The sequence below is a fragment of the Klebsiella sp. BDA134-6 genome (genome assembly GCF_015601345.1).
GTDB lineage: Bacteria > Pseudomonadota > Gammaproteobacteria > Enterobacterales > Enterobacteriaceae > Klebsiella > Klebsiella grimontii.
In genome coordinates, this window is record NZ_CP064784.1 from 3,515,287 (window position 1) to 3,541,450 (window position 26,164).

Sequence of the window (26,164 nt, forward strand, 5' to 3'; positions counted from 1 at the left end):
AGTATTTATTTCTGTTTATTATTTTATTGATAAATAAAGATATTTAATTAAAAAGGCTGCAGGAACCTTGGTTTTGTTATTCCCCACGGTATTAAGGGGTAGACGCGCCTGACGTCATTATTTTTGTGACTTCAGGCGGCTTTTAATATTCCCCAGAACCACTAGTATGTTGTAACTAAGTAATAACCAATAAAAAGGGCGCAAATATCGTTGCGCCCTTTGCAGAAATTCAAATAGAAATATTATTTCTGCTTACGTCCGTAGACCGCCCAGGTAATCACCACGCAGGCGATATAGAACACCAGGAAGACCTTCATGGCGCCGGCCGGTGACCCAGTGAGATCCAGCGAAATACCAAATGCCTTGGGAATAAAGAACCCGCCAATCGCGCCAATTGCCGAAATAAAGCCCAGCGCCGCCGCCGTATCGGTCGCCGCTTCACGCATGGCCTGCGCTTCGCTGCCGCCCTGCGCCTTAACGCGATCCATGGTCATTTTACGGAAGATAACCGAGATCATCTGGAAGGTCGACGCGCTGCCCAGACCGGCGGTCAGGAACAGCACCATAAACACCGCGAAGAAGGCGATAAAGTTGCCGCCCTCGCCGTGGGTCGGCAGCGTCAGGAACAGCAGGCCGCAGAAGATAGCCATCACCACAAAGTTCACCAGCGTCACGCGCGTCCCGCCCAGGCGGTCGGAGATCGCCCCACCGGTTGAGCGCGCCAGGGCGCCGATAAACGGCCCGAAGAAGGCATAGTGCAGAATCTGCACATCCGGAAACTGGGTTTTCGACAGCATGGCGAAGCCCGCAGAGAAGCCGATAAACGAGCCGAAGGTGGCAAGATAGAGCAGCGCCATAATCCACAGATGCGCGCGTTTCAGTACCGGTAGCTGCTCGCTCAGCGAGGCCTTCGACGCCGACAGGTCGTTCATAAAGAACCACGCCGCCAGGGTGAAGATAATCAGGAACGGCACCCAGATCCACGCCGCGTTTTCCAGATACAGCATGGAGCCATCCGGCTGCTCGCTGCCGGTTCCGCCAAAGACGGCGAAAATCGATAGCGATACCACCAGAGGGGCAACCAGCTGCATTACGCTGACGCCCATATTCCCAAGGCCGCCGTTGATACCCAGCGCGCCGCCCTGCTTCTGTTTCGGAAAGAAGAAGCTGATGTTAGCCATACTGGAAGCAAAGTTCGCCCCCGCAAAGCCGCACAGCAGAGAAATAATCACGAAAACGCTAAATGGCGTAGCGGTATCCTGCACCGCGAAGCCCAACCAGACGCAGGGGACGATCATGATCCCGGTACTGAATGCGGTCCAGCGACGGCCGCCGAACAGCGGCACCATAAACGCGTAAGGCACGCGCAGCAGCGCGCCGGAGAGCGCCGGGAGCGCGGTCAGCATAAACAACTGATCGGTAGTAAACTGAAAGCCGACTTTATTCAGGTTGACGGCAACGGCGCTGAACAACATCCAGACGCAGAATGCCAGCAAAAGACATGGAACGGAGATCCACAGATTGCGGCTGGCGACGCGATGACCGCGCTGCTGCCAGAATTCAGGATCTTCGGGACGCCAGTCGCTAATGACTGAGCTGGTAGTCTTCTCCGGGATTGAAGAGTGACTCATAGACACCTCTGATAATTCGTATTAACCCTGGCTACCTTATGGGTTACAGGCGGCGGTAAGTTGATATAAATCAAAGGAAAAGTTGGCGTCGATTTGGCTAAAAAAAACGTATCACCCGAAGTGAGTAGCTGTTTCTGCGAAAAAAAGTGTGGTTTTTCACGCCAGTGCTGGAATTACCCGAACGCCTGCCACCAGCCCACCCCATCCTGACAATTAAGGGGTAATCCTTTAGGGGTATGGGTATACTCCGGGGGATGGCCGAGAATAAGCGCCACTCCCGGATAATTTGCCGGTCAGGAGCCCCGTACCCCATGTTGAAACGTCTTTTTACGCCGCTGACGCTGGTGAATCAACTCGCGCTGATCGTTCTGCTGGCTACCATCATCGGCGTCGCCGGAATGGCGATCTCTTCTCGCCTGGTGCACGGCGTCCAGGGCAGCGCGCACGCCATTAACAAAGCCGGTTCGCTGCGCATGCAGAGCTATCGCCTGCTGGCGGCTGTGCCGCTGGGCGAAAACGATGAAAAGCTGCTGGATGAAATGACGACAACCGTCTTTAGCCCGGAACTGCAGTACGCCGCGCGCCATGACGATCAGCAGCGGCAGCTCCAGGCGCTGCAGCACTACTGGCAGTTGGAGCTGGCGCCGGGCATGCGCAACGCGCAAAACCAGGCCTCGGTAGCGACCGATGTCGCCGGGTTTGTCGACCGTATAGACCAGTTGGTTACCGCCTTCGATCACACCACCGAAGAGCGAATTAAACACGTTGTCTGGATCCAGCGCATCATGGCCGTAGGAATGGCGCTGCTGCTGGTGTTCACCATCGTCTGGCTGCGCGCGCGCCTGTTGCGCCCGTGGAAACAGCTACTGGGTATGGCCCGCGCGGTAAGCCGACGCGATTTTACCCAGCGCGCGCAGATTAGCGGGCGCAACGAGATGGCGACGCTCGGCATGGCGCTGAACAATATGTCTGAAGAGCTGGCAGAGAGCTATTCGGTGCTGGAACGCCGGGTGCAGGAAAAAACCGCGGGCCTGGAGCAGAAAAACGAGATCCTCGCCTTCCTGTGGCAAGCCAACCGCCGTCTGCACTCGAACGCGCCGCTCTGCGAGCGCATTTCTCCGGTTCTGAACGGGCTGCAGGGGTTAACCCTGCTGCGCGATATTGAAGTTCGCGTTTACGACCTCGAAGATGAAGACAATCATCAGGAGTTTTCCTGCCACTCCGATATTCAGTGTGACGACAGAGGCTGCTACCTCTGCCCGCGCGACCTGCCGCCGCTGCCAGATACCGGCACCACCTTAAAATGGCGGCTGTCGGATGCCCATAATCAGTACGGTATTCTGCTGGCCACCCTGCCCGCCGGGCGGCATCTGAGCCACGATCAGCAGCAGCTGGTGGATACGCTGGTGGAGCAACTCACCGGCACCCTCGCCCTTGACCGGCATCAGGAGCACCAGCAGCAGCTTATCGTCATGGAGGAGCGCGCCACCATCGCCCGGGAACTCCACGACTCCATCGCCCAGTCGCTCTCCTGTATGAAAATGCAGGTCAGCTGCCTGCAGATGCAGGGCGACGATCTGCCGGAAGCGAGCCGCCAGTTGCTGGGGCAAATCCGTAATGAACTCAATACCTCCTGGGCCCAGCTGCGCGAACTGCTGACGACCTTCCGGCTACAGCTCACCGAACCGGGGCTGCGCCCGGCGCTGGAGGCCAGTTGCCAGGAATACAGCGCCCACTTCGGTTTTACGGTGCGCCTGGATTACCAGCTGCCGCCGCGTTTTGTGCCGTCACACCAGGCCATTCATCTGCTGCAAATCGCCCGGGAAGCGCTTAGCAACGCGCTGAAGCACGCAAGCGCCACTGAGGTCAGCGTCAGCGTGACGCTGCGGGACAATCAGGTCCGCCTGGTGGTCGCCGATAACGGCCGCGGTGTGCCGGACCACGCGGAACGCAGCAACCACTACGGCTTGATTATCATGCGCGATCGCGCGCAGAGCCTGCGCGGGGACTGCCAGGTCCGGCGTCGGGAAACCGGCGGAACCGAAGTGGTGGTCACTTTTATCCCTGAAAAATCGTTTTCAATTCAATAAGGAGAACTCCATGAGTCAACAGGAACGGGCAACCATCCTTCTCATCGACGACCACCCCATGCTGCGCACCGGCGTCAAACAGCTGATCAGCATGGCACCGGATATCCAGGTGATCGGTGAAGCCAGCAACGGCGAGCAGGGTATTGCGATGGCGGAAGCCTTAGATCCGGATTTAATTCTGCTGGATCTCAATATGCCGGGCATGAACGGTCTGGAAACCCTCGACAAGCTGCGCGAGAAGACGCTTTCCGGCCGCGTGGTGGTATTTAGCGTTTCCAATCATGAAGAAGATGTGGTGACCGCCCTGAAACGCGGCGCCGACGGCTATCTGCTGAAGGATATGGAACCGGAAGATCTGCTGAAAGCGCTGCAGCAGGCGGCGGCGGGCGAAATGGTGCTTAGCGAAGCGTTAACCCCGGTACTGGCGGCCAGCCTGCGCGCCAATCGCGCCACCTCGGACCGCGACATCAGCCAGCTGACCCCGCGCGAGCGCGACATTCTCAAGCTGATTGCCCAGGGCCTGCCGAATAAAATGATCGCCCGCCGTCTGGATATCACCGAAAGCACCGTCAAAGTGCACGTTAAGCATATGCTGAAGAAAATGAAGCTAAAATCGCGCGTGGAAGCGGCGGTTTGGGTCCATCAGGAACGGGTATTCTAGGGCTGTTGCGGCCACGAAACGCCCTCGGCCGGTACGTGTACCAACGGCTCCGTCAGCGCCAGTGCGATCTCATTGGATGAGACGCGCTGACCCGTTTTATCCTCCACCACCAGCGAAAGATGCCAGCGGTTGCTCGCCCCGGCTTCGCTGCTCCAGCGCGGCATAATCACGGTCCAGCCGTCCGTACTGTTGGCTTCAATCGGCGAGGTCAGGCTTAGCGCCTGGGTATCCCCCTGCCAGCTCAGCGACTTAATGCCGTGCAGGCTACGAATCTGTAGTTTTAGCTGCACCGTCTCCCCCGGCTGAAGATCCCAGGGCGGCGTCGCCAGATAAACCGACAGCGTTTTACGCTGGCGATATTCAACTACCGGCAGGTTATCGCGTTCCGGGCTGTCGTAGCGGCTGCCGCGAAGCGATCGGCTAACGGCGACTTCATCGGCCGCCAGCTGCTGCTTCAGCGGGACGCCGAAGCGATAGTTCAGCTTCAGCCCGACATCATTTTGGCTGACGCCGCTCTCGCCCTGCTTATGCTTAGCCGTCACCGTCACCAGCGGAACGGGAGTGTAATTCAGCCCCACCGACACCGCGACCGGGTTGTGGTAGCCGGTACCCGAATGGAACAAATCGACGCTATCGCCAAAATACTGCTCCACGCTGACGCTGGTATTAATGTGCTGATAAAACGGCAGCCGCGCCTGGGCGGTCACATCGTAGCCGTTCGCCATGCGCTGCTGCTGGGTCAGGCTACTCCCCTGCTGCCAGCCGCCGAGCGGTTGGTAGTAGTTTGCCGACAGGCGCAGCGACTCGCCCCAGGCTTCGGCCCCGACGCTGCCGCGCGCCATGCGATCGTCCAGGGCTTTATCGTAGAAAGAGTTGTAGCCCAGCAGCCAGGAGCCCATCCGCCAGCGCTGCCCGAGACCAATATTGCCGACCAGCCCCGTATCCCGCTGGGTGACCGAGTACTGATTCCAGGTAAGGTAGTCGCCGTTATCCTGCAACGGGACAAACCAGCTCCCCTTACTGCCGGTAAAATTTCCCTCTTTATCGACCAGCAGATCGACGTTGGCGTTGCCCCACGGCGAAAGCCAGTTCTCCAGCTGGTGGCTGACCTCGTTCCCCAGCTTACCGATGGCAAATACTCGCGCCTGTTCGCTGGTTGTCAGCCCGTTATCGCTCATACTGGCTTCGCCAAATTTTTTCGCCATCTCGGCAAAGTGCTTTGCGTCGTCATCCACCTGCGGCGCGAGGCCGAGGTCGGGTAAGGTCTCAGGACCCTTAGAGAATGCCTGGTTATCCTGCAGCGCGCGGGCGGGCATGCCTGTCAGCAGCAGGAGAAGCGGTAAAAACGGGGTTACGCGGAACGGCAGAGAGCTCAAATCGGTTACATCTACTCACGAAGTGGTGGCGGCAAAATATGAGTTTATCGTTTTTTGCGCTCCCCCGCAGCCCTGAGGACGATTCCAGGAATATGCTGAATCTCAGGCCTGCGCCAGCTTCGCCGCCAGCAGCGCTTTCAGTTCCGGGATGCAGGAGCCGCAGTTGGTGCCGCATTTCAGTTTCACCCCCAGCGCGCCGGGCGTACGGCAGCCGCCGGCGATAGCTTCGCCTATCGCCCGTTCGCCCACGCTAAAGCAGCTACAAATAATACGCCCGCGCGGCATCTCATCGCCGCCCTTTCTGCCGCTCAATAACGCGTGGCGCTGGGCGGCGTTCTGCGGCGGGACGTGAAACGCGGCGTAAATCCATTCGGCATCGATAGGCGGCTCGCTGGCGTCGCTCCACCAGCCGAGCATCAGCTCTCCCTCCCGCCACGCCAACAGGTTCCAGACCTTGCCGCCCTCGGCTACCTGCATCTGCCATCCCTGCTGCTGGCACCACTCCACCAGCCAGTCGCGGGAGCGGATATCCCCCGCCAGCGAAAGATGGATAATGCCCTGCGCCGCCCGCCGCCGCCAGTGCAGCGAAGCGGGGAGCGGAACCGGTTGGCGTGAAAAAAGCTCGCCTTTCCACGCCGGCAACCAGGCGGCTATCGCCACCGCCGTCTGTTTACTTTCCGGCTGCCCGGAGTGCGGGTCGGTGACCGCCGTCAGCAGGTTATTCACCCGTCCCTGGCGAGCAAACTGATTATTCCAGTGCATCGGCACAAACAGCGATCCGGGCCGCTGACCGTCACCGATCGTCACTTTTGCTACCATCACCCCATTCGGTGAGCGGACCCGCGCCAGTTCGCCTTCCAGCAGGTGATAGCGCTCCGCGTCCGCCGGCGCGACCTCTACCACCGGCTCGTTAATATGCTGCATCAGACGCGGCACCGCGCCGGTGCGGGTCATGGTGTGCCACTGATCGCGAATCCGCCCGCTGTTGAGGATCAGCGGATAGAACGTATCGGTGGTCGCCCGGGTAGGTTGCGGTGCGACCGGCACCATCCGCAGTTTACCGTCGCGATGCCAGCCCTTATGCACACTCCAGGCTGCTTCACTGCGGCTCACCGGCCAGCGCACCGGTTCCAGCGCATCCCACGCTTCGCGGCTAAGATCCGCCAGTCCGCCGATATCAAACGCCCGCTGGCCATCGTTTTCATATCCTGAAAGCGCGGCGTGTTCGCTGAACACCTCGTGCGGATGCTGCCAGGCAAAGGCGGAACCGAAGCCCAGCGCCTCGGCCACGCGGGCGACGATCCACCAGTCGGCCCTGGCCTCTCCCGGCGGCGGCATGAAAGCACGCTGGCGGGAGATCCGCCGTTCGGAGTTGGTCACCGTGCCGCTCTTCTCTCCCCACGCCAGCGCGGGAAAACGGATATGGGCGAAGCGTCCGGTATCGGTAGCGGCGGCGACGTCGGAAACGATGACCAGCGGACACCGCGCCAGCGCTTCGCTTACCGCGTGGCTGTCCGGCAGCGACACCACCGGATTGGTGCCCATAATCCACACCGCTTTTACCTCGCCGCGGCCAATGGCGGCGAACAGATCCACCGCCGTCAGCCCCGGCGTTTGCGCCAGACGTTCGCTGCCCCAGAATCGCGCCAGGCGCCGTAAATCATCGGGTTCAAAGTTCATATGCGCCGCCAGCATGGTCGCCAGGCCGCCCACTTCGCGCCCCCCCATGGCGTTGGGTTGACCAGTTAGCGAAAACGGTCCGCAGCCCGGACGCCCGTATTTACCGCAGGCCAGGTGTACGTTGATGATAGCGTTACATTTATCGCTGCCGCTGGCGGATTGATTGATTCCCATGGTATAGAGCGTGATGGCGCGCGGGGCGGCGATAAACTCGCGGTAGAAATCGGCGATCTGTTGTCGCGGCAGGCCGCAGAACTGCGCCACTTTGTCGAGGTCCCAGTCCTGGGCGATGGCCAGCGCCCGCTGGGCATCACTAAAATCGTCGCTGATGACGCCGCTGGCGGCAATGGCGTTCAGCAGGCCGACAAAGAGCCCGCCGTCGCTGCCGGGGGCCAGCGCCAGATGTCGGTCAGCGATATCGCAGGTGGCGGTCCGACGCGGATCGATGACCACTACCCGCATCTGCGGATTGTCGCGCTTCGCCTGCGCCAGCCGCTGATAAAGCACCGGATGCGCCCAGGCGGCGTTTGACCCGACCAGCACCACCAGATCGCTGTTTTCCACGTCCTCATAGCTGCACGGCACCACATCAGCGCCCAGCGCCCGTTTGTAGCCGGTCACCGCTGAAGACATACACAGCCGCGAATTGGTATCGATATTCGCCGCGCCGATAAACCCCTTCATCAGCTTATTCGCCGCGTAGTAGTCCTCGGTCAGCAACTGGCCGGAGGCGTAAAACGCCACCGCCTGCGGCCCGTGCCGATCGAGAATCTCCCGCAGGCGCGAACCTGCCGCCGCCAGCGCCTGCGGCCAGGTCGCGCGTTCGCCGTCGACTTCCGGGAATAACATTCGCCCCTCCAGGCCGACGGTTTCGCCCAGCGCCGCTCCCTTAACGCACAGGCGGCCAAAGTTTGCCGGGTGCTGCTCATCGCCGCGCACGGTAACCTGACCGTAAGGTCCCCTACTGGCGATAACCCCGCAGCCAACTCCGCAATAGGGGCATGTGGTTCTGGTTTCCGTCATCAAGAGGCCTCCGCGCGCGCCAGCAGCTGCTGGTTGCCAACCCACACCTTGCCGTTCTCCACTTTAACCGGCCAGGCGCGCACCGCCTGTTCGCTGCCGTCGCACTGGCGGCCATCGCGCAGACGGATACGCTGCTTATACAGAGGCGAAATCACGATCGGCTCGCCGCCCGCATCGCCAAGCAGACCGCGCGACAGAACGTTGGCCTCGCTGCCTGGCTCAAGGTTATCAAGGGCATACACCTGATCGCCAAAGCGGAACAGCGCAATCTGCCGCTCGCCGAGCCGCGCGCCAATCCCCGCCTGCTGCGGGATGGCGTCGAGATCGCAAATAACCTGCCACGGGCGGGACGGCAGCGTCGGTTCGCCCTGCGCCGCGAAGGGGGCCAGCTGCGGCTGGCCGCGCAGGGTTTGCCGCTGTACGGTTTCGTCCGGTTCATCGCTGTTCACGTAGGAGCGGAACAGCGCCAGCCGCTGCGGATCGTTAAGGGTGGTTTGCCATTCACACTGGTAGCTCTCGACCACCCGCATCATCTCCTGCTCCAGCTCTTCGCCGATGCCAAGGCTGTCTTCGAGGATTACCTCGCGCAGATAGTCGACCCCGCCTTCAAGGTTATCCATCCAGGTACTGGTGCGCTGCAGGCGATCGGCGGTACGAATGTAGAACATCAGCAGCCGGTCAATACTGCGGATAAGCGTGGCTTCATCAAGATCGCTGGCGAACAGGTCGGCATGGCGCGGTTTCATGCCACCGTTACCGCAAACGTACAGGTTCCATCCCTTCTCCGTGGCGATAACCCCAATATCTTTCCCCTGGGCTTCCGCGCATTCACGGGTACAGCCGGAGACGGCCATTTTAATTTTGTGCGGCGCGCGCAGCCCCTTGTAGCGATGTTCGAGGGTGACCGCCAGGCCGGTGGAATCCTGGACGCCGTAGCGGCACCAGGTCGAACCGACGCAGGATTTCACCGTCCGCAGGGATTTGCCGTAGGCGTGGCCGGTTTCAAATCCCGCCTCGGCCAGCTCGCGCCAGATTGCCGGGAGCTGCTCCAGGCGCGCGCCGAACAGGTCGATACGCTGACCGCCGGTCACTTTACTGTACAGCTGATAGCGTTTGGCGATCTGGCCGATCGCAATCAGACCGTCGGGCGTCACCTCTCCTGCCGCCATGCGCGGTACCACCGAATAGGTGCCGTCTTTCTGTATATTGGCGAAGTAGCGATCGTTGGTGTCCTGAAGCGGCAGATGCGCCGGCTTCAGCAGATATTCATTCCAACAGGAGGCCAGCACCGAAGCCACCAGAGGTTTACAGACCTCACAGCCGTGGCCGTGTCCATAACGGGCAATCAGCTGTTCGAAGGTGCGGATATGGTTGACGCGTACCAGGTGATAGATCTCCTGGCGCGACCACGGAAAGTGCTCGCAGATATCCTTTTTGACTTCGACGCCCTGCTCGGCAAGCTGGTACTCCATCACCTGTTTCACCAGCGCGCTACAGCCGCCGCAGCCGGTCGCCGCTTTGGTGCAGCTTTTTATCGCCGCCATGTCGCCCGCGCCGCCGCTCACCGCCTGGCAGATATCGCCTTTGCTGACGTTGTGACAGGAGCAAATCTGCGCGCCGTCCGGCAGCGCCGCGACCCCGAGCGCCTTCGGCGCGGCACCCTCCAGCGCTGGAAGGATCAGGCTTTCCGGGTGTTTGGGTAAAGCCATCCCGTTAAGCATCATCTGTAGCAGCGTGGCGTAGTCGCTGGCATCCCCGACCAGCACTCCGCCGAGCAGGTTTTTGCCATCCGCGCTGACCACGATTTTTTTGTAGATCTGCTGCGGCCCGTGAGTCCACTGATAGCTCTGACACCCCGGGGTACGCCCCTGGGCGTCGCCGAACGAGGCGACATCAACGCCAAGCAGCTTCAGCTTAGTGCTCATATCCGCGCCGCTAAAGCTGCCCGCTTCGCCCGCCAGGGTAGCCGCCGCGGCGCGCGCCATCTGATAGCCTGGCGCCACCAGACCATAAATTTTGTTGTCCCACAAGGCGCATTCGCCGATCGCCAGCACGTCCGGGTCGGAGGTACGGCACTGGTTATCGATGCAAATCCCGCCGCGTTCGCCTACGCTCAGTCCGCCGCTGCGCGCCAGCGCGTCCTGCGGGCGAATACCGGCGGAGAACACCAGCATATCGGTCGCCAGCGAGCTGCCGTCGGCGAAGTTCAGCTGCAGCCCCTGCTCATTGCGAACAATTTCCGTCGTCGCCTTGCTGGTATGCACTCCGACGCCCAGCTCGCTAATTTTTTCCCGCAGCATCGCCGCGCCGCCGTTGTCCAGCTGCACCGCCATCAGGTTCGGCGCAAACTCGACAACGTGAGTTTCCAGCCCCAGTTGCTTCAGCGCGTTGGCCGCTTCCAGCCCGAGCAGGCCGCCGCCGATCACCACGCCCCGTTGGGCGGTTGCGGCGCGGGCGGCAATCTGGTCGAGGTCGTCCAGCGTACGGTAAACAAAACAGCCCTCAAGATTATGGCCCGGCACCGGCGGAACAAACGGGTAAGAGCCCGTCGCCAGCACCAGCTTATCCCAGTGGGTTTCGTGGCCGAAGGCATCGCGCACCACCCGCGCTTCGCGGTCGATGCTGGCGACCGATTCGCTCAGGCGCAGCTCAATACCGTGCTGAGTAAAAAAATCCCCTTCCACCAGCGACAGCGATTCCGCGCTGCGTCCGGCGAAATATTCCGTCAGATGAACCCGGTCGTAGGCGGCATAGCGCTCCTCGCAGAACACCACAATCCGGTACTGTTGGTGAAGGTCACGGCTGACGCATTGCTCAAGAAAATGGTGGCCGACCATACCGTGTCCGACCAGCACTAATACAGGTTTTGTCATCGTCGTTTGTCCCGCAGCGCGCGGCTGCATCGTTGAAGAGGGATTGAAGAGCCACTCTGCCGGCGCTGGCGCATGCGCCCCCAGCAGAGCGGTCAGGGGCGCGGCGCTGCTGCAATCACCGAGCAGCAGTACGCCGCGCAGCTTGCCGTCGCGCAGCAGCAGGCGACGGTAGTGGCGGTCCAGCGGATCCCAACTGGTATATACGTCATCCTGCTCATCGGCCCGCAGCGCGCCGGCGCTGAACAGTTCAATGCCGGTGACCTTCAGGCGGGTGCCGCTATCCTGCCAGCTGAAATCCTCGCCAGGGATCGCGCACAGGCGATCCGCCAGCACCTCCGCCTGACGCAGGCACGGCGCCACCAGCCCCCAGGTCTGACCGTCGATTTCACAACACTCGCCGAGGGCGCTAACCCCCGGCTGCGCGGTTGCCAGCCGGCGATCGACGAGAATTCCGCGACCGCACGCCAGCCCGCTGCGCTCGGCCAGCCCTTTGTTCGGCTGCACGCCGGTCGCCAGTACCACCCGCGAGGCGGCAAACGCGCGCCCGTCCTCCAGCAGTACCTGACGTTCATCAATGGCGGCGATACGGCTCTCCATCACGCAGCCGATCCCACGCTCGGCGAGCAGTATTTGCAGCTGTTCGCCAGCAAAGGCATCAGTCTGCTGCTCCATCAGCCAGTTTCCGCGGTGCAGTAAAGTGACACTGTCACCATGACGGCGTAGCGCCGCGGCGGCCTCCACACCGAGAATGCCGCCGCCGATAACCACCGCCGGGCCGTCGATGGCCAGGATGCCCTCAACGTCCGCCAGGGTGCGGAAAGCAAAAACGTGCGGCAGCGTGATGCCCGGCAGCGGCGGCAGAAACGGTAGCGAACCTGTGGCAAACACCAGTTCATCCCAGCCAAGTTCGCCTGCGCTGGTTTGCAGCGTACGCGCCGCCATATCCACCGCCGTAACCGTTTCACCGGCACGTACCGTGACGTTCTGTTGCGAATACCACTCTGCGGGCAGCAGTCGCGTCGCGCCTGCGGTTTTCTCCGCGCCAAGCACCGGCGACAGCTGAATGCGGTTATAGGCCTGGCAAGGTTCATCGCCGATAATGGTGATGCTAAACCGCCGCGCATCCCGCTCCACCAGCGCCTGCGCCAGACGCGTGGCCGCCATGCCATTGCCGATAATCACCAGTTGCCGCGTCATCGCCGCCCCCTATGCCGCTTTCGGCTGTTTTTCATAGAGGAAGTGCAGGATCTGCTGGCGCAGATGGTGATAGCGGCTGTCGTCCGCCAGCTGCACGCGATTGCGCGGTCGCGGCAGATTGACGTCGAGGATCTCCCCGACCGTCGCCGCCGGTCCGTTGGTCATCATCAGCACCCGATCGGAAAGCAGCACCGCCTCATCCACATCATGGGTAATCATGACGATGGTGGTATTCAATGATTGCTGGATCTGCATCACCGCGTCCTGTAAATGCGCCCGCGTCAGGGCATCAAGGGCGCCAAAGGGTTCATCCAGCAGCAACACTTTCGGTTTCATCGCCAGCGCCCTGGCAATGCCAACGCGCTGCTTCATCCCACCGGAGATCTCCCCCGGACGCTTGTGCAGGGCGTGGCCCATCTGTACCCGCTCGAGGTTGTGTTCAATCCACTCCTGGCGCTCGCCTTTGCTCATGCTGCGGCGAAAGACCTGGTCCACCGCCAGCGCCACGTTGTCAAAGCAGGTCAGCCACGGCAGCAGGGAGTGGTTCTGAAACACCACCGCGCGTTCCGGCCCCGGCCCGGCGATTTCGCGGTTGTCGCACAGCAGGCCGCCTTCCGTCGGCAGGGCTATCCCGGCTATCAGATTCAGCAGGGTTGATTTACCGCAGCCGGAGTGGCCGATCAGGCTGATGGTTTCCCCTTCATAGATGTCGAAGGAGACGTTCTGCAATGCCAGGAATTCGCCGCTGGCGGTGTTAAAACGCTGGCTGACGCCCTGGACCTGAATTAATGGTTTCATCTGCGACTCCTTATTTTTCCTGCCAGCTAAAACGACGGGCGAGCAGCATTAGCCCCTGTTCCAGCAGCAGCCCGACCACGCCGATAATGACGATGGCGATGATGATGTTTTCGACGTTGAGGTTGTTCCACTCGTTCCAGATCCAGAAGCCGATCCCTAAGCCGCCGGTGAGCATTTCGGCGGCGACAATCACCAGCCAGGCGATACCGATGGAGAGACGAACCCCGGTCAGCACCGCCGGCAATACCGCCGGAAAGAGGATCTTGCGCATCACCGTCCATTCGGAAAGCTGCAGCACCCGGGCGACGTTGAGGTAATCCTCAGGAATACGCCGCACGCCCTCGGCGGTGTTAATCACCATCGGCCAGATCGAGCAGATAAAAATGGTCCAGCTGGAGGCCGGTTCCGCTTTCTGGAACAGCAGCAGACCGATGGGCAGCCAGGCCAGCGGGCTCACCGGGCGCAGCAGTGCGATAAGCGGGTTAAACATCCGGGCGAAAAACAGCGAGCGGCCAATCAGGAAGCCGAGCGGAATTCCCGCCAGCGCGGCAAGTCCAAATCCCACCGCCACCCGCTGCAACGACGCCAGCACGTTCCAGCCGATGCCCATATCGTTGGGCCCGTCCTGATAAAACGGATCGGCAAAAATGGTCAACGCCGAATCCAGGGTGCTAAGCGGGGTCGGGAAACCTTTGCTGTTCATCGCCGCCAGCTGCCAGCCCAGCAGCAGTAATCCCAGCCCGAGCAGCGGCGGCAGAAGACGCTGGGTAACATCGCGCAGCCAGCGGCTGAGCGGAGGCGTGGTTTTGCGCACCTGCAGCGGCGGCAGGGTAATGATTTCGCCGGGCGCTTTATCGGCGCTGGCCGGCGGTTGCGGTTTATATGCGTGTTTCATCTCATGCCCCCTTACGTTGAATCGCGAAACTGCGGGCGTAACCTTCCGGATCGACCCCATTCCAGACCTTGCCATCGATCAGCGTACTGCTGCGCATCGCCTGCGTCGGCGCGCTGATGCCGCCGACCGCCTGGGCGGCCTCTTTCCAGACGTCAATCCGGTTAATGCGCTGGGCCACCGCCAGATAATCCGGCGCCGACTTCAGCAATCCCCAACGGCGGAACTGGGTCAAAAACCACATGCCGTCCGAGAGCCACGGAAAACTCACTTCCCCCTGTTCATAGAAGCGCATCGGGTGCGCGTCCTGCCAGCGGCGGCCGATACCGTTGTCGTATTCGCCGAGCATGCGTCCGGTGAGGTACTGCTCTTTGGTGTTCAGCCATGCGCGTCTGGCAAGGAGACGCGCCGTTTCGCGGGTGTTGTCGGCGGAGGCTTCAATCCAGCGCTGGGCCTCCATCAGCGCCGCCACCAGCGCGCGCGCGGTGTTTGGATGACGCGTAACCCATTCGCTGCGGGTGCCGAGAATTTTTTCCGGGTGCTCCGGCCAGATATCCTGAGAAGTGGCGGCGGTGAAGCCGATACGATCGTTAATGGCGCGCGCGTTCCACGGCTCGCCGACGCAAAAGCCGCTCATATTGCCGATACGCATGTTCATCACCATTTGCGGCGGCGGCACTACCACGGTGCGCACATCCTCAAAGGGATTAATTCCGCCGCTCGCCAGCCAGTAGTAAAGCCACATCGCGTGGGTACCAGTGGGAAAGGTGTGGGCGAAGGTGTAGCTGCCCGGCGCTTGCTGGCCGATCCGTTTTTTTAGTCCGCTCAGGTCGGTGACACCCTGTTCCTGCAGCTCGCTGGAGAGCGTAATCGCCTGGCCGTTGCGGTTAAGGGTCATCAGGTTGGCCATCGCCTGCGGTTTACTGGCGATACCCAGCTCGAGGCCGTAGAGCATGCCGTACAGAATGTGCGCCGCATCGAGCTCTCCGGCGACCAGCTTGTCGCGCACCGCCGCCCAGCTGGCCTCTTTGCTCGGCACGAGGGTAATACCGTGCTTTTTATCAAACCCCTTCAGGGAGGCAATGGCTAAGGGAGCGCAGTCGGTTAGCGGAATAAACCCCACCCGCACGGTGGTCTGTTCTGGTTTATCCGACCCTGCCGCCCACGCCGCCTGCATTAGGCCGGGGAGCAGCATCGCGCCGCCCAGCGCCGCCCCCGCCTGTAATAAACGCCGCCGTGAAATCGAAAACTTATCGCCCATAACCACTCCAGAAACGCGCAAAAAAAAAGCGCCCGGCGGTGCTTACGCACCGCTGGACGCCTTTATCCCTGGACATACGCGCCGCCATTGGCGCGCTGCCCAAAACCTTTTATTCACTCATTTTATCTAATGCAAAGCTAATGCCAGTTTTGCAGAAGTCCATTTCACGCGCCCTGGCTCACTACCCGGGCGCGTTTAAAGCGAAAAATGCACCGTCGGCTGGCAATAAATGCCCGCTGATTGTGCATCTACTCCTTTGGGGTTACGCGCCATAGCGACTTCACCGTCAGCAGCGCGCGGGCTATCTCAACCATGCGCTGATTCTTGTCCATCGCCATTTTACGCAGCGCCTGCCAGGCCTGCTCCTCCTGCATTCCCTGGTGGGTCATCAGCACGCTTTTGGCCTTTTCAATGAGCTTGCGCTCTTCAAGCGCATCTTTTAATGATGCAAGCTGGCCGGAGAGCTGCTGCAGCTCATGGGCCTGCTGGCGCACCAGCGGCAACAGCTGCTTATCCAGCCGCAGGGCAATACTCTCCTCCTGCCAGTCAGCGGGCGGCAGCTGAGCCTCCGGCGCTTCGCCCTCGAGCAGCGCGTCCGCCGCATTAAGCAAATCAGCGATCAGCAGCTCTTCCACGCCGCGCAGCTGTTCGAGGCGCTGAGTCTGAGCGCAAAACCAGCGCAGCGCCGTTTCTCCCTCGTCCGCCGGCGGCTGACGGGTGCAGGCAATCCGCCGTAGCTGTTCAATCTCCAGGCTGGCCTGGCACTGTTCAGCGAACAGGGCGGTTTGCGGCGGTTGGGCCAGGGCCTGAAAACTGTCGAAACAGGGCTGCTGGCCGTCGATGCGGTCCACCAGCTGCTGACGCAGATCGTCGCTGAACTGCCCGCGGGCAAAGCCCAGCGCGCCCAGCGCGCGCTCCTGACCAGCCAGCTCTTTTCCCTGCATAAAGCTGTAAAGCGCAACCATGCGTCCGGCGATTTGCGGATCGTCGATGCTGTCGTTGAGCTGCGGAATGATATTCAACAGGTGGCGGATAATGCGGCTAAACTGCCCGGTGGCCTCTTCGGCGGCAATCTCCCGGTCACGCACGCGTTTACGCAGCGCCGCAAGCTGGGGCAGATACCACACCGCGCAGGCAATGCGCCAACATAGCGCGCTGCTGGCGGCATCGCGTGCAGGCTCCAGTGCCGCATAAAACCGCGTGATCTGCTCATCGACCAGCGCCGCGCCCGCCCGGCACTCCGCCGCATACAGTCTACCGCCCGAGCACAGCCAGATATTTGACGCGCCGCGCTCGCACTGCAGCATATGCACCAGCGCGCTTATCTGTCCTGCCAGCGCCCCCTGCTGCGCCAGCTGGTGCAGCTGCTGCTTCTGTAAGCGACGCGCGCGCGCAAACCAGTCGACCACCTCTGGCGGATTGCTCGCCATATTATTCATACCCCTCTCCCGGCTTAACGCTTTATACTTCAGCCAAGCAATAACCGTGCCTTATAGAAGGAGTCCTTATGCAACGTATTGTGATTATCGCGAACGGTGCCGCCTACGGCAGTGAATCCCTGTTTAATAGCCTGCGCCTGGCTATCGCCCTGCGCGAGCAGCAGGCAGACCTCGAACTGAAGCTGTTTTTAATGTCCGATGCGGTGACCGCCGGCCTGCGCGGCCAGAAGCCTGCGGAAGGCTACAACATTCAGCAGATGATGGAGATCCTCACCGCGCAAAACGTGCCGGTGAAGCTGTGTAAAACCTGCGCCGATGGCCGGGGAGTCGGCGCGCTGCCGCTGATTGACGGCGTGGAGATTGGTACCCTCGTCGAGCTGGCGCAGTGGACGCTGGCGGCAGATAAAGTCCTGACCTTCTAAATATGTCCCGTTCAACGGGATTAAATATCAAGCTGGCGGCGTTTAGTGACCGAAAACAATGCCAGCTGAAAGCTTTCAGGAACAACGTCATTTTTGTTTAATCTTTATTCTTTTTTTTGATCAAAATCAGCATCCGCCTCCCTCCCCTTTGGTGTTATGCACAGAGCAAAGTGTGAACAATATCACGCGGATTAATGGGCTGGCAGGATGCTGTAGACAGAAACGGGGTTAAGATTAAATGGCAATGGTAAAAGCAAGTTTAACGTTGTTTGGCGGTGATACGTTGGTGGTACGTTGTTCCGAACGCTGCCACATTCACCTGATGAGCGCCAAAGTGCCTGGCGATAGTCATGCGGATATTCTGAGCGTACAGGACAGAGATAGCGCGTATCTGACCGTGCCTTACAGCGGCACCTGGAACGTTCTTATCGACAGCCACAGCCAGTCGCTGGAGCACTCGATAAGCTACGTTCCCGCCTGATAGCAAACGCCCGGGGAAACCCGGGCGATCTACTCTTAAGCCAGCCCGGGCTGGCTGCTTTCCCCTAGCAGATGACGCACCTTGCCGACTAAATCGTCGAGGCAGGCATCATGCATACCGAGCTTCCGCAGCTCTTGATCGAGCGAGAACAGATACTGAGCGTTGGTGCCAAGCGGCCCGCTGGCGCGTGCAATTAGCGGCGCAATGACCTGCGCGCTGGTATCGGCTTCAAACAGCGGATGGCGCGGGTCCATAATAAAAACTAATGCGTTGACGGTGCGGCCATCGTCCAGATCCAGCTTGCACCAGGTCGGCAGGTAGCAGCCGGTGATCATCTCCCGCTTCCACAACAGGGTCAGCTCTTCTTCCAGGGTTTCATCAGGCAAGCGATAGGCGACGCCGGTGGTACGCCCGCCCTCTTTTAACGCCAGCATACGGCCAGGCTGAGTTGCGCTACCGCGCCCGGCGGTGAGCCTCAGGCAAAACGCGCGGTGCCAGCCCGGTAGGGTACCGGTACAGGATTCACGATACTCCAGCGCCGGGTTCCACATCAGCGAACCGTAGCCAAAGATCCACACCGAGCCATCGTCCGGACGACAGGCCAGGGTCGCCGCTAAAGAAGCTGCCCGCTGCTCTGCCGACCAAAGAAGCGATTCCTCAATAGCGCCAAACGCTGTTTTACAATCCGCATTCAGTAAGAAATCACGAGTTAACACTTTCTACTACCTCCGCCACTGCCCGCTTCCCGGCGATGATCTGGTGCCATCCGTGAAGTATTGCCGAATTATTATCCAGCTTTATTCGACAATAAGCAATGAACGAGCCGCGGGCAAGGGTTCAGGCAGCAGAGAGCGTATCATGAGCGATTACTTCTTCTTATGCCACTTATCATCATCGCCTTTTTGGTACTCATTTTTCACCGCCGCCCAGGCGACTTTGTGCGCCGTCTCTTCACGGGTGGCGTCATCGCGTCGGTCTTCTTTATGCTTATACTGTTCCCAGGCGCTGTTAAAGGCTTCCTTGTAAATCTCCTGGGCATGCGCGGGGAGAACGTGCTGAACGCTGTCGGGCAATTCACTTTTGTTGCTATAGGGCATGGCAACCTCCGGTTTAAGGGTGAATAGTGAGTCTGGTAGAGGTTCAATCGGCTGGCAAGGCGACAGATAAATGAGAAAGATGTTTTAGTAATTATCTGAATAATAAATACAAAAAAATAGTAACCGCATTTTATGGCAATCTACCACTTTTATAGAGCCAGAGTAGTAAATTTAAGTAAAAAAACAAAATAGTCCGCGCAATGTCTGTTATTTTATTAACTTACAGTATCTATAATTATAACACCTGCATACCTGGAGATAATTCATGACCGATGCACATGAGGCGGTGAAAACCCGCCACAAGGAGACCACTCTCGCCTTTCCGGTTCTGGCGCTGGCGGTGCTGTTTTTCTGGGGAAGCAGCCAGTCACTGCCAGTGGTCGTTGCCATTAATATCCTGGCGCTGGTCGGGATTCTGAGCAGCGCGTTCAGCGTTGTTCGCCACGCCGACGTTCTGGCGCACCGCCTTGGCGAACCCTACGGCTCATTAATTTTAAGCCTTTCAGTGGTTATACTCGAAGTCAGCCTGATTTCCGCATTAATGGCCACCGGCGACGCCGCGCCGACCCTGATGCGAGATACGCTTTATTCAATCATCATGATTGTCACCGGCGGGTTGGTAGGTTTTTCTTTATTGTTGGGCGGGCGCAAATTCGCCACCCAGTATATGAATCTGTTCGGCCTTAAACAGTACCTGATCGCCCTTTTTCCACTGGCGATTATCGTGCTGGTCTTCCCAATGGCGCTGCCCGGGGCTAACTTCACCACCGGCCAGGCGCTGCTGGTTGCGCTGATTTCCGCCGCCATGTACGGCGTGTTCCTGCTAATTCAAACTAAAACACACCAGAGCCTGTTTGTTTACGAGCATGAAGATGACGGCGACGACGATGACCCGCACCACGGAAAACCGTCGGCGCATAGCAGCAAGTGGCATACCGCCTGGCTGCTGGTACACCTGGTTGCGGTAATCGCCGTAACCAAAATGAACGCTAATCCGCTTGAGACGTTGCTGACCAGCATGAACGCCCCCGTGGCCTTTACCGGTTTCCTGGTCGCGCTGCTGATCCTCTCTCCGGAAGGCCTTGGCGCGCTGAAAGCGGTATTGAACAATCAGGTCCAGCGGGCGATGAACCTGTTCTTCGGCTCCGTGCTGGCCACTATTTCTCTGACGGTGCCGGTAGTAACGCTTATCGCCTTCCTCACCGGCAATGAACTGCGCTTTGGCCTTGGCGCGCCGGAAATGGTGGTGATGGTTGCCTCCCTGCTGCTGTGCCAGATTTCGTTCTCTACCGGGCGCACCAACGTGCTGAACGGCGCGGCGCACCTGGCGCTGTTCGCCGCCTACCTGATGACCATTTTTGCCTGAGCCTCCCCCCGGCGGCGTATACCTCTGCCGGGGAGATAAAAAAAGCCTGCCGGTTTTGCAACGGGCAGGCTTTTGTCATTTCAGGCGCGGTTACTTGCTGGTATCCAGCTCATCAAAACCTTTGACCAGATCGTCGATGGCTTTCATCTGCTTGAGGAACGGCTCCAGTTTATCCAGCGGCAGCGCGGACGGACCGTCGCATTTCGCGTGTTCCGGATCCGGGTGCGCTTCAATAAACAGGCCAGCGATACCCACCGCCATCCCGGCGCGCGCCAGCTCGGCAACCTGCGCGCGGCGTCCGCCGGACGCGGCGCCAAACGGGTCGCGGCACTGCAGAGCGTGGGTAACGTCGAAGATAACCGGTGAGTTATTGGAGGCTTTTTTCATCACCCCGAAGCCCAGCATGTCGACCACCAGGTTATCGTAGCCGAAGTTCGCGCCGCGATCGCAAAGAATGACTTTGTCATTGCCGCCTTCGATGAACTTATCGACGATATTGCCCATCTGGCCCGGGCTCACGAACTGCGGTTTTTTCACGTTGATCACCGCGCCAGTTTTCGCCATCGCTTCAACCAGGTCGGTCTGGCGGGCGAGGAACGCTGGCAACTGAATAACGTCAACCACGTCAGCCACCGGCTGAGCCTGGCTGGCTTCGTGAACGTCGGTGATGATTTTCACGCCGAAAGTCTGCTTCAGCTCCTGAAAAATCTTCATCCCTTCTTCCAGCCCCGGCCCGCGATAGGAGTGGATGGAAGACCGGTTAGCTTTATCAAAAGAGGCTTTAAACACGTAAGGAATACCCAGCTTCTGCGTGACGGTCACGTAGTGTTCGCAGATACGCATCGCAAGGTCGCGGGATTCGAGCACGTTCATGCCACCAAACAGCACGAATGGCAGGTCGTTTGCTACGTTGATATCACCAATGCTAACCACTTTTTGTTTCATAAGTTCGCCTTATCAGGGTGTAACCGGAATGGTTTCAGACTAAAGCCTATCCAATCAGGACTATTTTGCTTGCCATTTTGGACCTGGGCAGTGCTCGACAAAATACGAAAGTATTTTGAACGCCCTTCAGGGCGGCCCGGAGGGCGAGCGTCGCGAGTCAATCCTCACGTACTACGTGTACGCTCCGGGATCGAAGCGCTGTCCGTGTCCAAACTGGCTGCGCCAGGAGCGCCTGCTGGGATTGGCTTTAATGCAAAGTAATTTGTTTGTGCGAAATGGTGTTGATCTGCGCGCGGATCATCTCGCTAATGGGATCCTCCGGGCACTGTTCAACGAAGTAACTGAGGTCCTGCAACGCCACGTGATCGCAATCGAGCTGGGCGTATATCAGCCCGCGATCGCGAATTTCGTACGGATCTTCCGGGTTGAACTGCAGCAGCGCTTCGCTGGTGCGTAACGCCAGCTCCATCTGCCGCTCTTCCATCAGCGCCGATTTCAGGGTGTCGAGCAGCTTACGGATCACTTCCGCGTTATCGGCTTCGTCGAGATCTTCGTTAAACAGCTCGGCGACCGGGCTAATATTACCCTTCAGCCACACTTCCAGCATATGCTCGTTCAGCGTTTCGCCGTTAAACGGATTAATGAGCCACATCTCTTCGCTCTCTTGCGGATCGGCGCGCAGCAGCATCTGGGTCGGGAAAATAACCGGAACCACCGGCAGCGCCAGACGCTGAGCGATCCACAGCAGGATTGCGCCTAACGACACCGCGCTACCCTGACGGTTGTTGAGGACCTTATCAAGCCAGAGCACATCGGACAGACGGTAAACGCCGCGTGAATCGCTGAAGCCCCAGTCGTGATAGAACAGCTCCAGCAGACGCTCTATCTGACGTTCCTGGTCCCAGGAAGAGGCAATCTCCTCCTGCGCCAGGGCCAGCAGCCGCTCCAGCTCATCCTGCACATAGTGCGTCGGAAAATCGTCGCGGATTAATTCAGAAATGAGGACCATGCCGTCACATAACGGCGCTTTATTAAATTCGAAATCAGCTAACGACCTCATGCCTTACCCCAATAACGGTATTCTTGTGATGGCGAGTTGAATAATGATAAACAACACCACCAGGGCCAGCAGAAAGGCGACAAACCGGCTCTGCTGACTGCGCGAGCGACGACGGCCCAGCGCGATAAATCCCAATGCGATATAAATGATAACGCCAAACAGCTTCTCAGTCAGCCATGTACCCTCTTCGGTAAACGGCAGATAGTGCGTTATTGCCATTAATCCCGCGCCGCTGAGAAACAGCAGCGTATCGCTACAGTGCGGCGCAATGCGGACCCAGCGCTGGTCGAGCAGGCGGTTCCCGCTCCAGCTCCACCAGTAGCGCAGCACGAATAGGCTGACCGAGACCACTACGCAGGCGATATGCAAATACAGTACCGCGTTAAACAGATTCATACCTCTCCCTGATAATGCCCGAGCGTCAGGCGCTCGTTGTCTCCATAATCGCGGCAGGTGGCAATATTACCATAACCCGCCTCGCGAAAGAGCTCCCGCACCGCCAGGCCCTGCGTCCAGCCATGTTCCAGCAGCATCACGCCGCCGGCAGCAAGATAGCGGCGGCCTTCGCGGATGATATGCGCCAGATCGGCCAGACCACCATCGGCGGCGACCAGCGCCGTTTTCGGCTCAAAGCGGACATCGCCCTGCGCCAGATGCGGGTCAGTTTCGTCGATATAGGGCGGATTGCTGACGATGATGTCGAACTGCTGCCCGGCGAGCGCGCTAAACCAGTCGCTTTGCAGCACGCTAACGTTAGGCATAGCGAGATGTTCAACGTTGCGCGCGGCCAGCGCGACCGCATCGGGCATCACGTCGACGGCGGTGACGCGGCAGTCCGGGCGTTCGCTGGCCAGCGCCAGAGCGAGCGCGCCGGTGCCGGTGCCGAGATCGAGAATGCGGCACGGCTCACCGGGTAAGCGCGCCAGCGCCTGTTCAACCAGGCACTCGGTATCCGGACGCGGGATCAACGTCGCGGGAGAGACGAACAGCGGCAGCGACCAGAATTCGCGCTGGCCCACCAGGTGAGCTACCGGTTCGCCCCTGGCGCGACGGCTGAGTAGCGTTTCCAGCTCTGCGGCCTGCGCCGCGGTCAGCGCCGTTTCGCCAAAGGCGAGAATATAGGTTCGCGCTCTGCCGGTCACGTGACCCAGCAGGATTTCGGCATCCCGGCGCGGGCTTTCACTTTGGCTCAGGCGGGCGATAGCCTGGATCAGCCACTGCTGAAAAGTCATCATTCCTGCTCGGAAAGGGCGGCCAGCTGATCGGCCTGATATTCCTGAACGATCGGCTCAATCAGCATATCCAGTTTGCCTTCCATCGCTTCGTCCAGACGGTAGAGCGTCAGGTTGATGCGGTGATCGGTCACGCGGCCCTGCGGAAAGTTATAGGTGCGGTTACGATCGCTGCGATCGCCGCTGCCCAGCAGGTTACGACGCTCGGAAGCTTCCGCCTGCTGGCGCCTGGAGACTTCGGCGGCGCGGATGCGCGCGCCAAGCACCGACAGCGCTTTCGCTTTGTTTTTGTGCTGAGAACGTTCGTCCTGACACTCGACGACAATGCCGGTCGGCAGGTGAGTAATACGGATCGCCGAGTCAGTGGTGTTAACGTGCTGACCGCCCGCGCCGGAGGAACGGAAGGTATCGATGCGCAGATCGCTCGGGTTGATGTCCGGCATTTCGGCTTCCGGCAACTCTGGCATCACCGCCACGGTGCAGGCGGAGGTATGAATACGTCCCTGGGATTCGGTGGCCGGTACGCGCTGTACGCGATGGCCGCCGGATTCGAACTTCAGCCGACCATAAACGCCGTCGCCGCTGATTTTGGCGATCACTTCTTTAAAGCCGCCGTGCTCGCCTTCGTTGGCGCTCATGATTTCCACGCGCCAACGGCGCGATTCCGCGTAACGGCTGTACATACGGAACAGATCGCCCGCGAACAGCGCCGCTTCATCGCCGCCGGTACCGGCGCGAACTTCAACAAACGCGTTACGCTCGTCGTCCGGGTCTTTAGGCAGCAGCAGAACCTGCAGCTGCTGCTCCATCTGTTCACCCTTCTCTTTCGCTTCGCGCAGCTCTTCCTGCGCCATTTCGCGCATTTCCGGGTCATCGAGCATCATCTGCGCGGCTTCGATATCATCCTGCAGCTGGCGCCAGTCGGTATAGCAGCGGGCGACGTCGCTCAGCTGCGCGTATTCGCGGGATAACGCGCGAAACTTATCCTGATCGGCGATAGTCGCGGCATCGCCGAGTAGCGCCTGAACTTCCTCATGGCGTTCGTAAAGGGCTTCCAGTTTGGCAACAATAGAAGGCTTCATAGGCGTGAATTCACCCTGTCCTAAAAAAAGAGAGAAAGGTGCGCTATTCCAGCCCGAGGCTGTTGCGCAGAATATGCAGGCGTTCATCATCCCCGTCACGGGCGGCCTGCTGAAGAGATTTGGTTGGCGAGTGGATCAGGCGGTTAGTCAGCTTGCGCGCCAGATCCTGCATAATTTCCTGCGCATCGCCGCCCTGATTGAGCGCCGCCAGCGCTTTAGCCGTCAGCTCCTCGCGGACCTGATCGGCCTGGGAGCGATATTCGCGGATAGTCTCGCTGGCGCTCTGGGCGCGCAGCCAGGCCATAAATTCGCTGGCTTCCTGCTCAACAATGGTTTCTGCCTGCACCGCCGCGGCTTTACGCTGCGCCAGGTTGTGCTGAATGATGTTTTGCAGATCGTCAACGCTGTAGAGATAGGCGTTCGCCAGTTTGCCAACCTCCGGTTCGACATCGCGCGGAACGGCAATATCGACCAGCAGCATCGGCTGGTTGCGGCGCGCCTTCAGCGCACGCTCCACCATCCCTTTACCGATAATCGGCAGCGGGCTGGCGGTAGAACTAATAATGATATCCGCTTCTTTAAGCCGCTCGTCGATGTCGCTCAGGGCGATCACCTCCGCGCCAACCTCATCGGCCAGCGCCTGAGCGCGCTCGCGGGTGCGGTTGGCAATCACCATTTTGCGCACCTTATGCTCGCGCAGATGGCGGGCCACCAGCTCAATGGTTTCACCGGCCCCAACCAGCAGCACGGTAACGCTGGAGAGGGATTCAAAGATTTGCCGCGCCAGAGTACAGGCGGCAAAGGCCACGGAGACCGCGCTGGCGCCGATATCGGTTTCGGTACGCACGCGTTTGGCCACTGAGAACGACTTCTGGAACATGCGCTCCAGCTCGCTGACGTTAAGATGCCCGCGGCTGGAATCAGCAAAGGCTTTTTTTACCTGCCCGAGGATCTGCGGCTCGCCCAGCACCAGCGAATCAAGACCGCTGGCGACGCGCATCAGATGGCTGACCGCATCGTTGTCCTGATGCCAGTAGAGGCTTTTGCGCAGATCGTCTTCATTTAAGCCGTGGTAATCGCACAGCCAGCGGATAAGAACTTCCTGAAGGTTATCCTGCTCTTCGACGCTGAGGTAGAGTTCCGTGCGGTTACAGGTCGACAGCACCACCCCGCCCTGCACCATTGGCTGAGCCAGCAAGCTCTCCAGCGCCTGGTCGAGCGTGTCCGGCGAAAACGTTACGCGTTCTCGCAGCGCTACAGGAGCTGTTTTGTGGTTAATGCCAAGAGCTAAAAGCGTCATTGTGAGGGAGTAGTACCAGCGTTGCTAAGGTTAGTCTGCAGGCATCATACAGGATGCGCGTAATCAATAAAAGAGAGGCTCCCCTTTTGGAGTAATAGCTAATCTGTAATAGCCATTAACGGTAATTTTTTGATTTCAGACAACTTGAACGTAGACGCTACCGCCCGGCAACGCTAGCATTAATGGTTATTATTGTAACCCGCTACACAAATCGGCCAGCTGTTACTCTCATTTGCCGCATTTCACTGTAGACATCAA

At 59.6% G+C, this 26,164-nt stretch carries 21 protein-coding genes; 5 read left to right on the forward strand and 16 right to left on the reverse strand.

All coding sequences use genetic code 11. The features are described 5' to 3' along the window. Positions 1 to 242 precede the first annotated feature (242 nt). Positions 243 to 1,631 (reverse strand): NarK family nitrate/nitrite MFS transporter, encoded by a 1,389-nt coding sequence (locus IYV58_RS16270; protein ID WP_004121752.1) that lies wholly within the window; start codon positions 1,629 to 1,631, stop codon positions 243 to 245. 311 nt (positions 1,632 to 1,942) lie between these two features. Between IYV58_RS16270 and narX the strand changes: the two genes are divergently transcribed. Next, complete coding sequence (narX, locus tag IYV58_RS16275; protein WP_112166097.1) at positions 1,943 to 3,721, forward strand: nitrate/nitrite two-component system sensor histidine kinase NarX; 1,779 nt, start codon at positions 1,943 to 1,945, stop codon at positions 3,719 to 3,721. A gap of 10 nt (positions 3,722 to 3,731) precedes the next feature. After that, entirely contained in the window at positions 3,732 to 4,382 is a 651-nt protein-coding gene (narL, locus tag IYV58_RS16280; protein ID WP_004121757.1) for a two-component system response regulator NarL, read from the forward strand. Here narL and IYV58_RS16285 read toward each other — a convergent pair. The 7 genes from IYV58_RS16285 to nasR form a co-directional block, all read right to left on the reverse strand. Further along, positions 4,379 to 5,698 carry a YchO/YchP family invasin gene (locus IYV58_RS16285; protein ID WP_142445660.1) on the reverse strand — a complete coding sequence of 440 codons (1,320 nt, stop codon included), beginning with the start codon at positions 5,696 to 5,698 and terminating at the stop codon, positions 4,379 to 4,381. The two genes, narL and IYV58_RS16285, sit on opposite strands and share 4 nt — an antisense overlap. Before the next feature lie 162 nt (positions 5,699 to 5,860). Continuing rightward, positions 5,861 to 8,461 (reverse strand): nitrate reductase, encoded by a 2,601-nt coding sequence (locus tag IYV58_RS16290; RefSeq protein ID WP_195729139.1) that lies wholly within the window; start codon positions 8,459 to 8,461, stop codon positions 5,861 to 5,863. Then, a complete protein-coding gene (gene nirB, locus IYV58_RS16295; RefSeq protein WP_142445602.1) occupies positions 8,461 to 12,531 on the reverse strand; it encodes a nitrite reductase large subunit NirB in 4,071 nt (1,356 codons plus the stop codon). The genes IYV58_RS16290 and nirB overlap by 1 nt, the downstream gene beginning before the upstream one ends. A gap of 9 nt (positions 12,532 to 12,540) precedes the next feature. Then, a complete protein-coding gene (locus IYV58_RS16300) occupies positions 12,541 to 13,329 on the reverse strand; it encodes an ABC transporter ATP-binding protein (RefSeq protein ID WP_004121766.1) in 789 nt (262 codons plus the stop codon). Between the two features lie 10 nt (positions 13,330 to 13,339). Further along, positions 13,340 to 14,224, reverse strand: coding sequence for a nitrate ABC transporter permease (gene ntrB / locus IYV58_RS16305; protein ID WP_004121776.1), 885 nt, complete (start codon positions 14,222 to 14,224; stop codon positions 13,340 to 13,342). 1 nt (position 14,225) lies between these two features. Further along, positions 14,226 to 15,482, reverse strand: coding sequence for a CmpA/NrtA family ABC transporter substrate-binding protein (locus IYV58_RS16310; RefSeq protein ID WP_049122879.1), 1,257 nt, complete (start codon positions 15,480 to 15,482; stop codon positions 14,226 to 14,228). Between the two features lie 248 nt (positions 15,483 to 15,730). Then, positions 15,731 to 16,921 carry a nitrate regulatory protein NasR gene (nasR, locus tag IYV58_RS16315; RefSeq protein WP_087828965.1) on the reverse strand — a complete coding sequence of 397 codons (1,191 nt, stop codon included), beginning with the start codon at positions 16,919 to 16,921 and terminating at the stop codon, positions 15,731 to 15,733. A 68-nt stretch (positions 16,922 to 16,989) separates the two neighbouring features. Between nasR and IYV58_RS16320 the strand changes: the two genes are divergently transcribed. Together IYV58_RS16320 and IYV58_RS16325 are read left to right on the forward strand one after the other, a co-directional pair. Beyond that, positions 16,990 to 17,343, forward strand: a complete 354-nt coding sequence (locus IYV58_RS16320) for a DsrE/DsrF/TusD sulfur relay family protein (protein WP_142446621.1) — start codon at positions 16,990 to 16,992, stop codon at positions 17,341 to 17,343. A 238-nt stretch (positions 17,344 to 17,581) separates the two neighbouring features. Then, positions 17,582 to 17,824 carry a DUF1883 domain-containing protein gene (locus IYV58_RS16325; RefSeq protein WP_002910387.1) on the forward strand — a complete coding sequence of 81 codons (243 nt, stop codon included), beginning with the start codon at positions 17,582 to 17,584 and terminating at the stop codon, positions 17,822 to 17,824. 35 nt (positions 17,825 to 17,859) lie between these two features. Here IYV58_RS16325 and IYV58_RS16330 read toward each other — a convergent pair whose 3' ends face one another. Next, positions 17,860 to 18,540 (reverse strand): gamma-glutamylcyclotransferase, encoded by a 681-nt coding sequence (locus IYV58_RS16330; protein WP_004121796.1) that lies wholly within the window; start codon positions 18,538 to 18,540, stop codon positions 17,860 to 17,862. A 150-nt stretch (positions 18,541 to 18,690) separates the two neighbouring features. Continuing rightward, positions 18,691 to 18,921 carry a putative cation transport regulator ChaB gene (gene chaB, locus IYV58_RS16335; RefSeq protein ID WP_004121799.1) on the reverse strand — a complete coding sequence of 77 codons (231 nt, stop codon included), beginning with the start codon at positions 18,919 to 18,921 and terminating at the stop codon, positions 18,691 to 18,693. Between the two features lie 265 nt (positions 18,922 to 19,186). Between chaB and chaA the strand changes: the two genes are divergently transcribed. After that, on the forward strand, positions 19,187 to 20,287 hold the full coding sequence (gene chaA / locus IYV58_RS16340) for a sodium-potassium/proton antiporter ChaA (RefSeq protein WP_004121802.1): 1,101 nt from the start codon (positions 19,187 to 19,189) through the stop codon (positions 20,285 to 20,287). Positions 20,288 to 20,377: 90 nt separating this feature from the next. Here chaA and kdsA read toward each other — a convergent pair whose 3' ends face one another. The 6 genes from kdsA to hemA form a co-directional block, all read right to left on the reverse strand. Continuing rightward, a complete protein-coding gene (gene kdsA, locus IYV58_RS16345; RefSeq protein WP_004851877.1) occupies positions 20,378 to 21,232 on the reverse strand; it encodes a 3-deoxy-8-phosphooctulonate synthase in 855 nt (284 codons plus the stop codon). Between the two features lie 247 nt (positions 21,233 to 21,479). Beyond that, positions 21,480 to 22,292 carry an invasion regulator SirB1 gene (gene sirB1 / locus IYV58_RS16350; RefSeq protein ID WP_004121806.1) on the reverse strand — a complete coding sequence of 271 codons (813 nt, stop codon included), beginning with the start codon at positions 22,290 to 22,292 and terminating at the stop codon, positions 21,480 to 21,482. A gap of 3 nt (positions 22,293 to 22,295) precedes the next feature. Then, the gene (sirB2, locus tag IYV58_RS16355) at positions 22,296 to 22,688 is read right to left on the reverse strand and encodes an invasion regulator SirB2 (RefSeq protein ID WP_004121807.1); all 393 of its coding nucleotides are present in this window, start codon (positions 22,686 to 22,688) and stop codon (positions 22,296 to 22,298) included. Next, positions 22,685 to 23,524, reverse strand: a complete 840-nt coding sequence (prmC, locus tag IYV58_RS16360; protein WP_142469092.1) for a peptide chain release factor N(5)-glutamine methyltransferase — start codon at positions 23,522 to 23,524, stop codon at positions 22,685 to 22,687. The genes sirB2 and prmC overlap by 4 nt, the downstream gene beginning before the upstream one ends. Continuing rightward, positions 23,524 to 24,606, reverse strand: coding sequence for a peptide chain release factor 1 (prfA, locus tag IYV58_RS16365; RefSeq protein ID WP_004851884.1), 1,083 nt, complete (start codon positions 24,604 to 24,606; stop codon positions 23,524 to 23,526). The genes prmC and prfA overlap by 1 nt, the downstream gene beginning before the upstream one ends. A gap of 43 nt (positions 24,607 to 24,649) precedes the next feature. Next, positions 24,650 to 25,906 carry a glutamyl-tRNA reductase gene (gene hemA, locus IYV58_RS16370; RefSeq protein WP_004121817.1) on the reverse strand — a complete coding sequence of 419 codons (1,257 nt, stop codon included), beginning with the start codon at positions 25,904 to 25,906 and terminating at the stop codon, positions 24,650 to 24,652. Between the last annotated feature and the right edge of the window lie 258 nt (positions 25,907 to 26,164).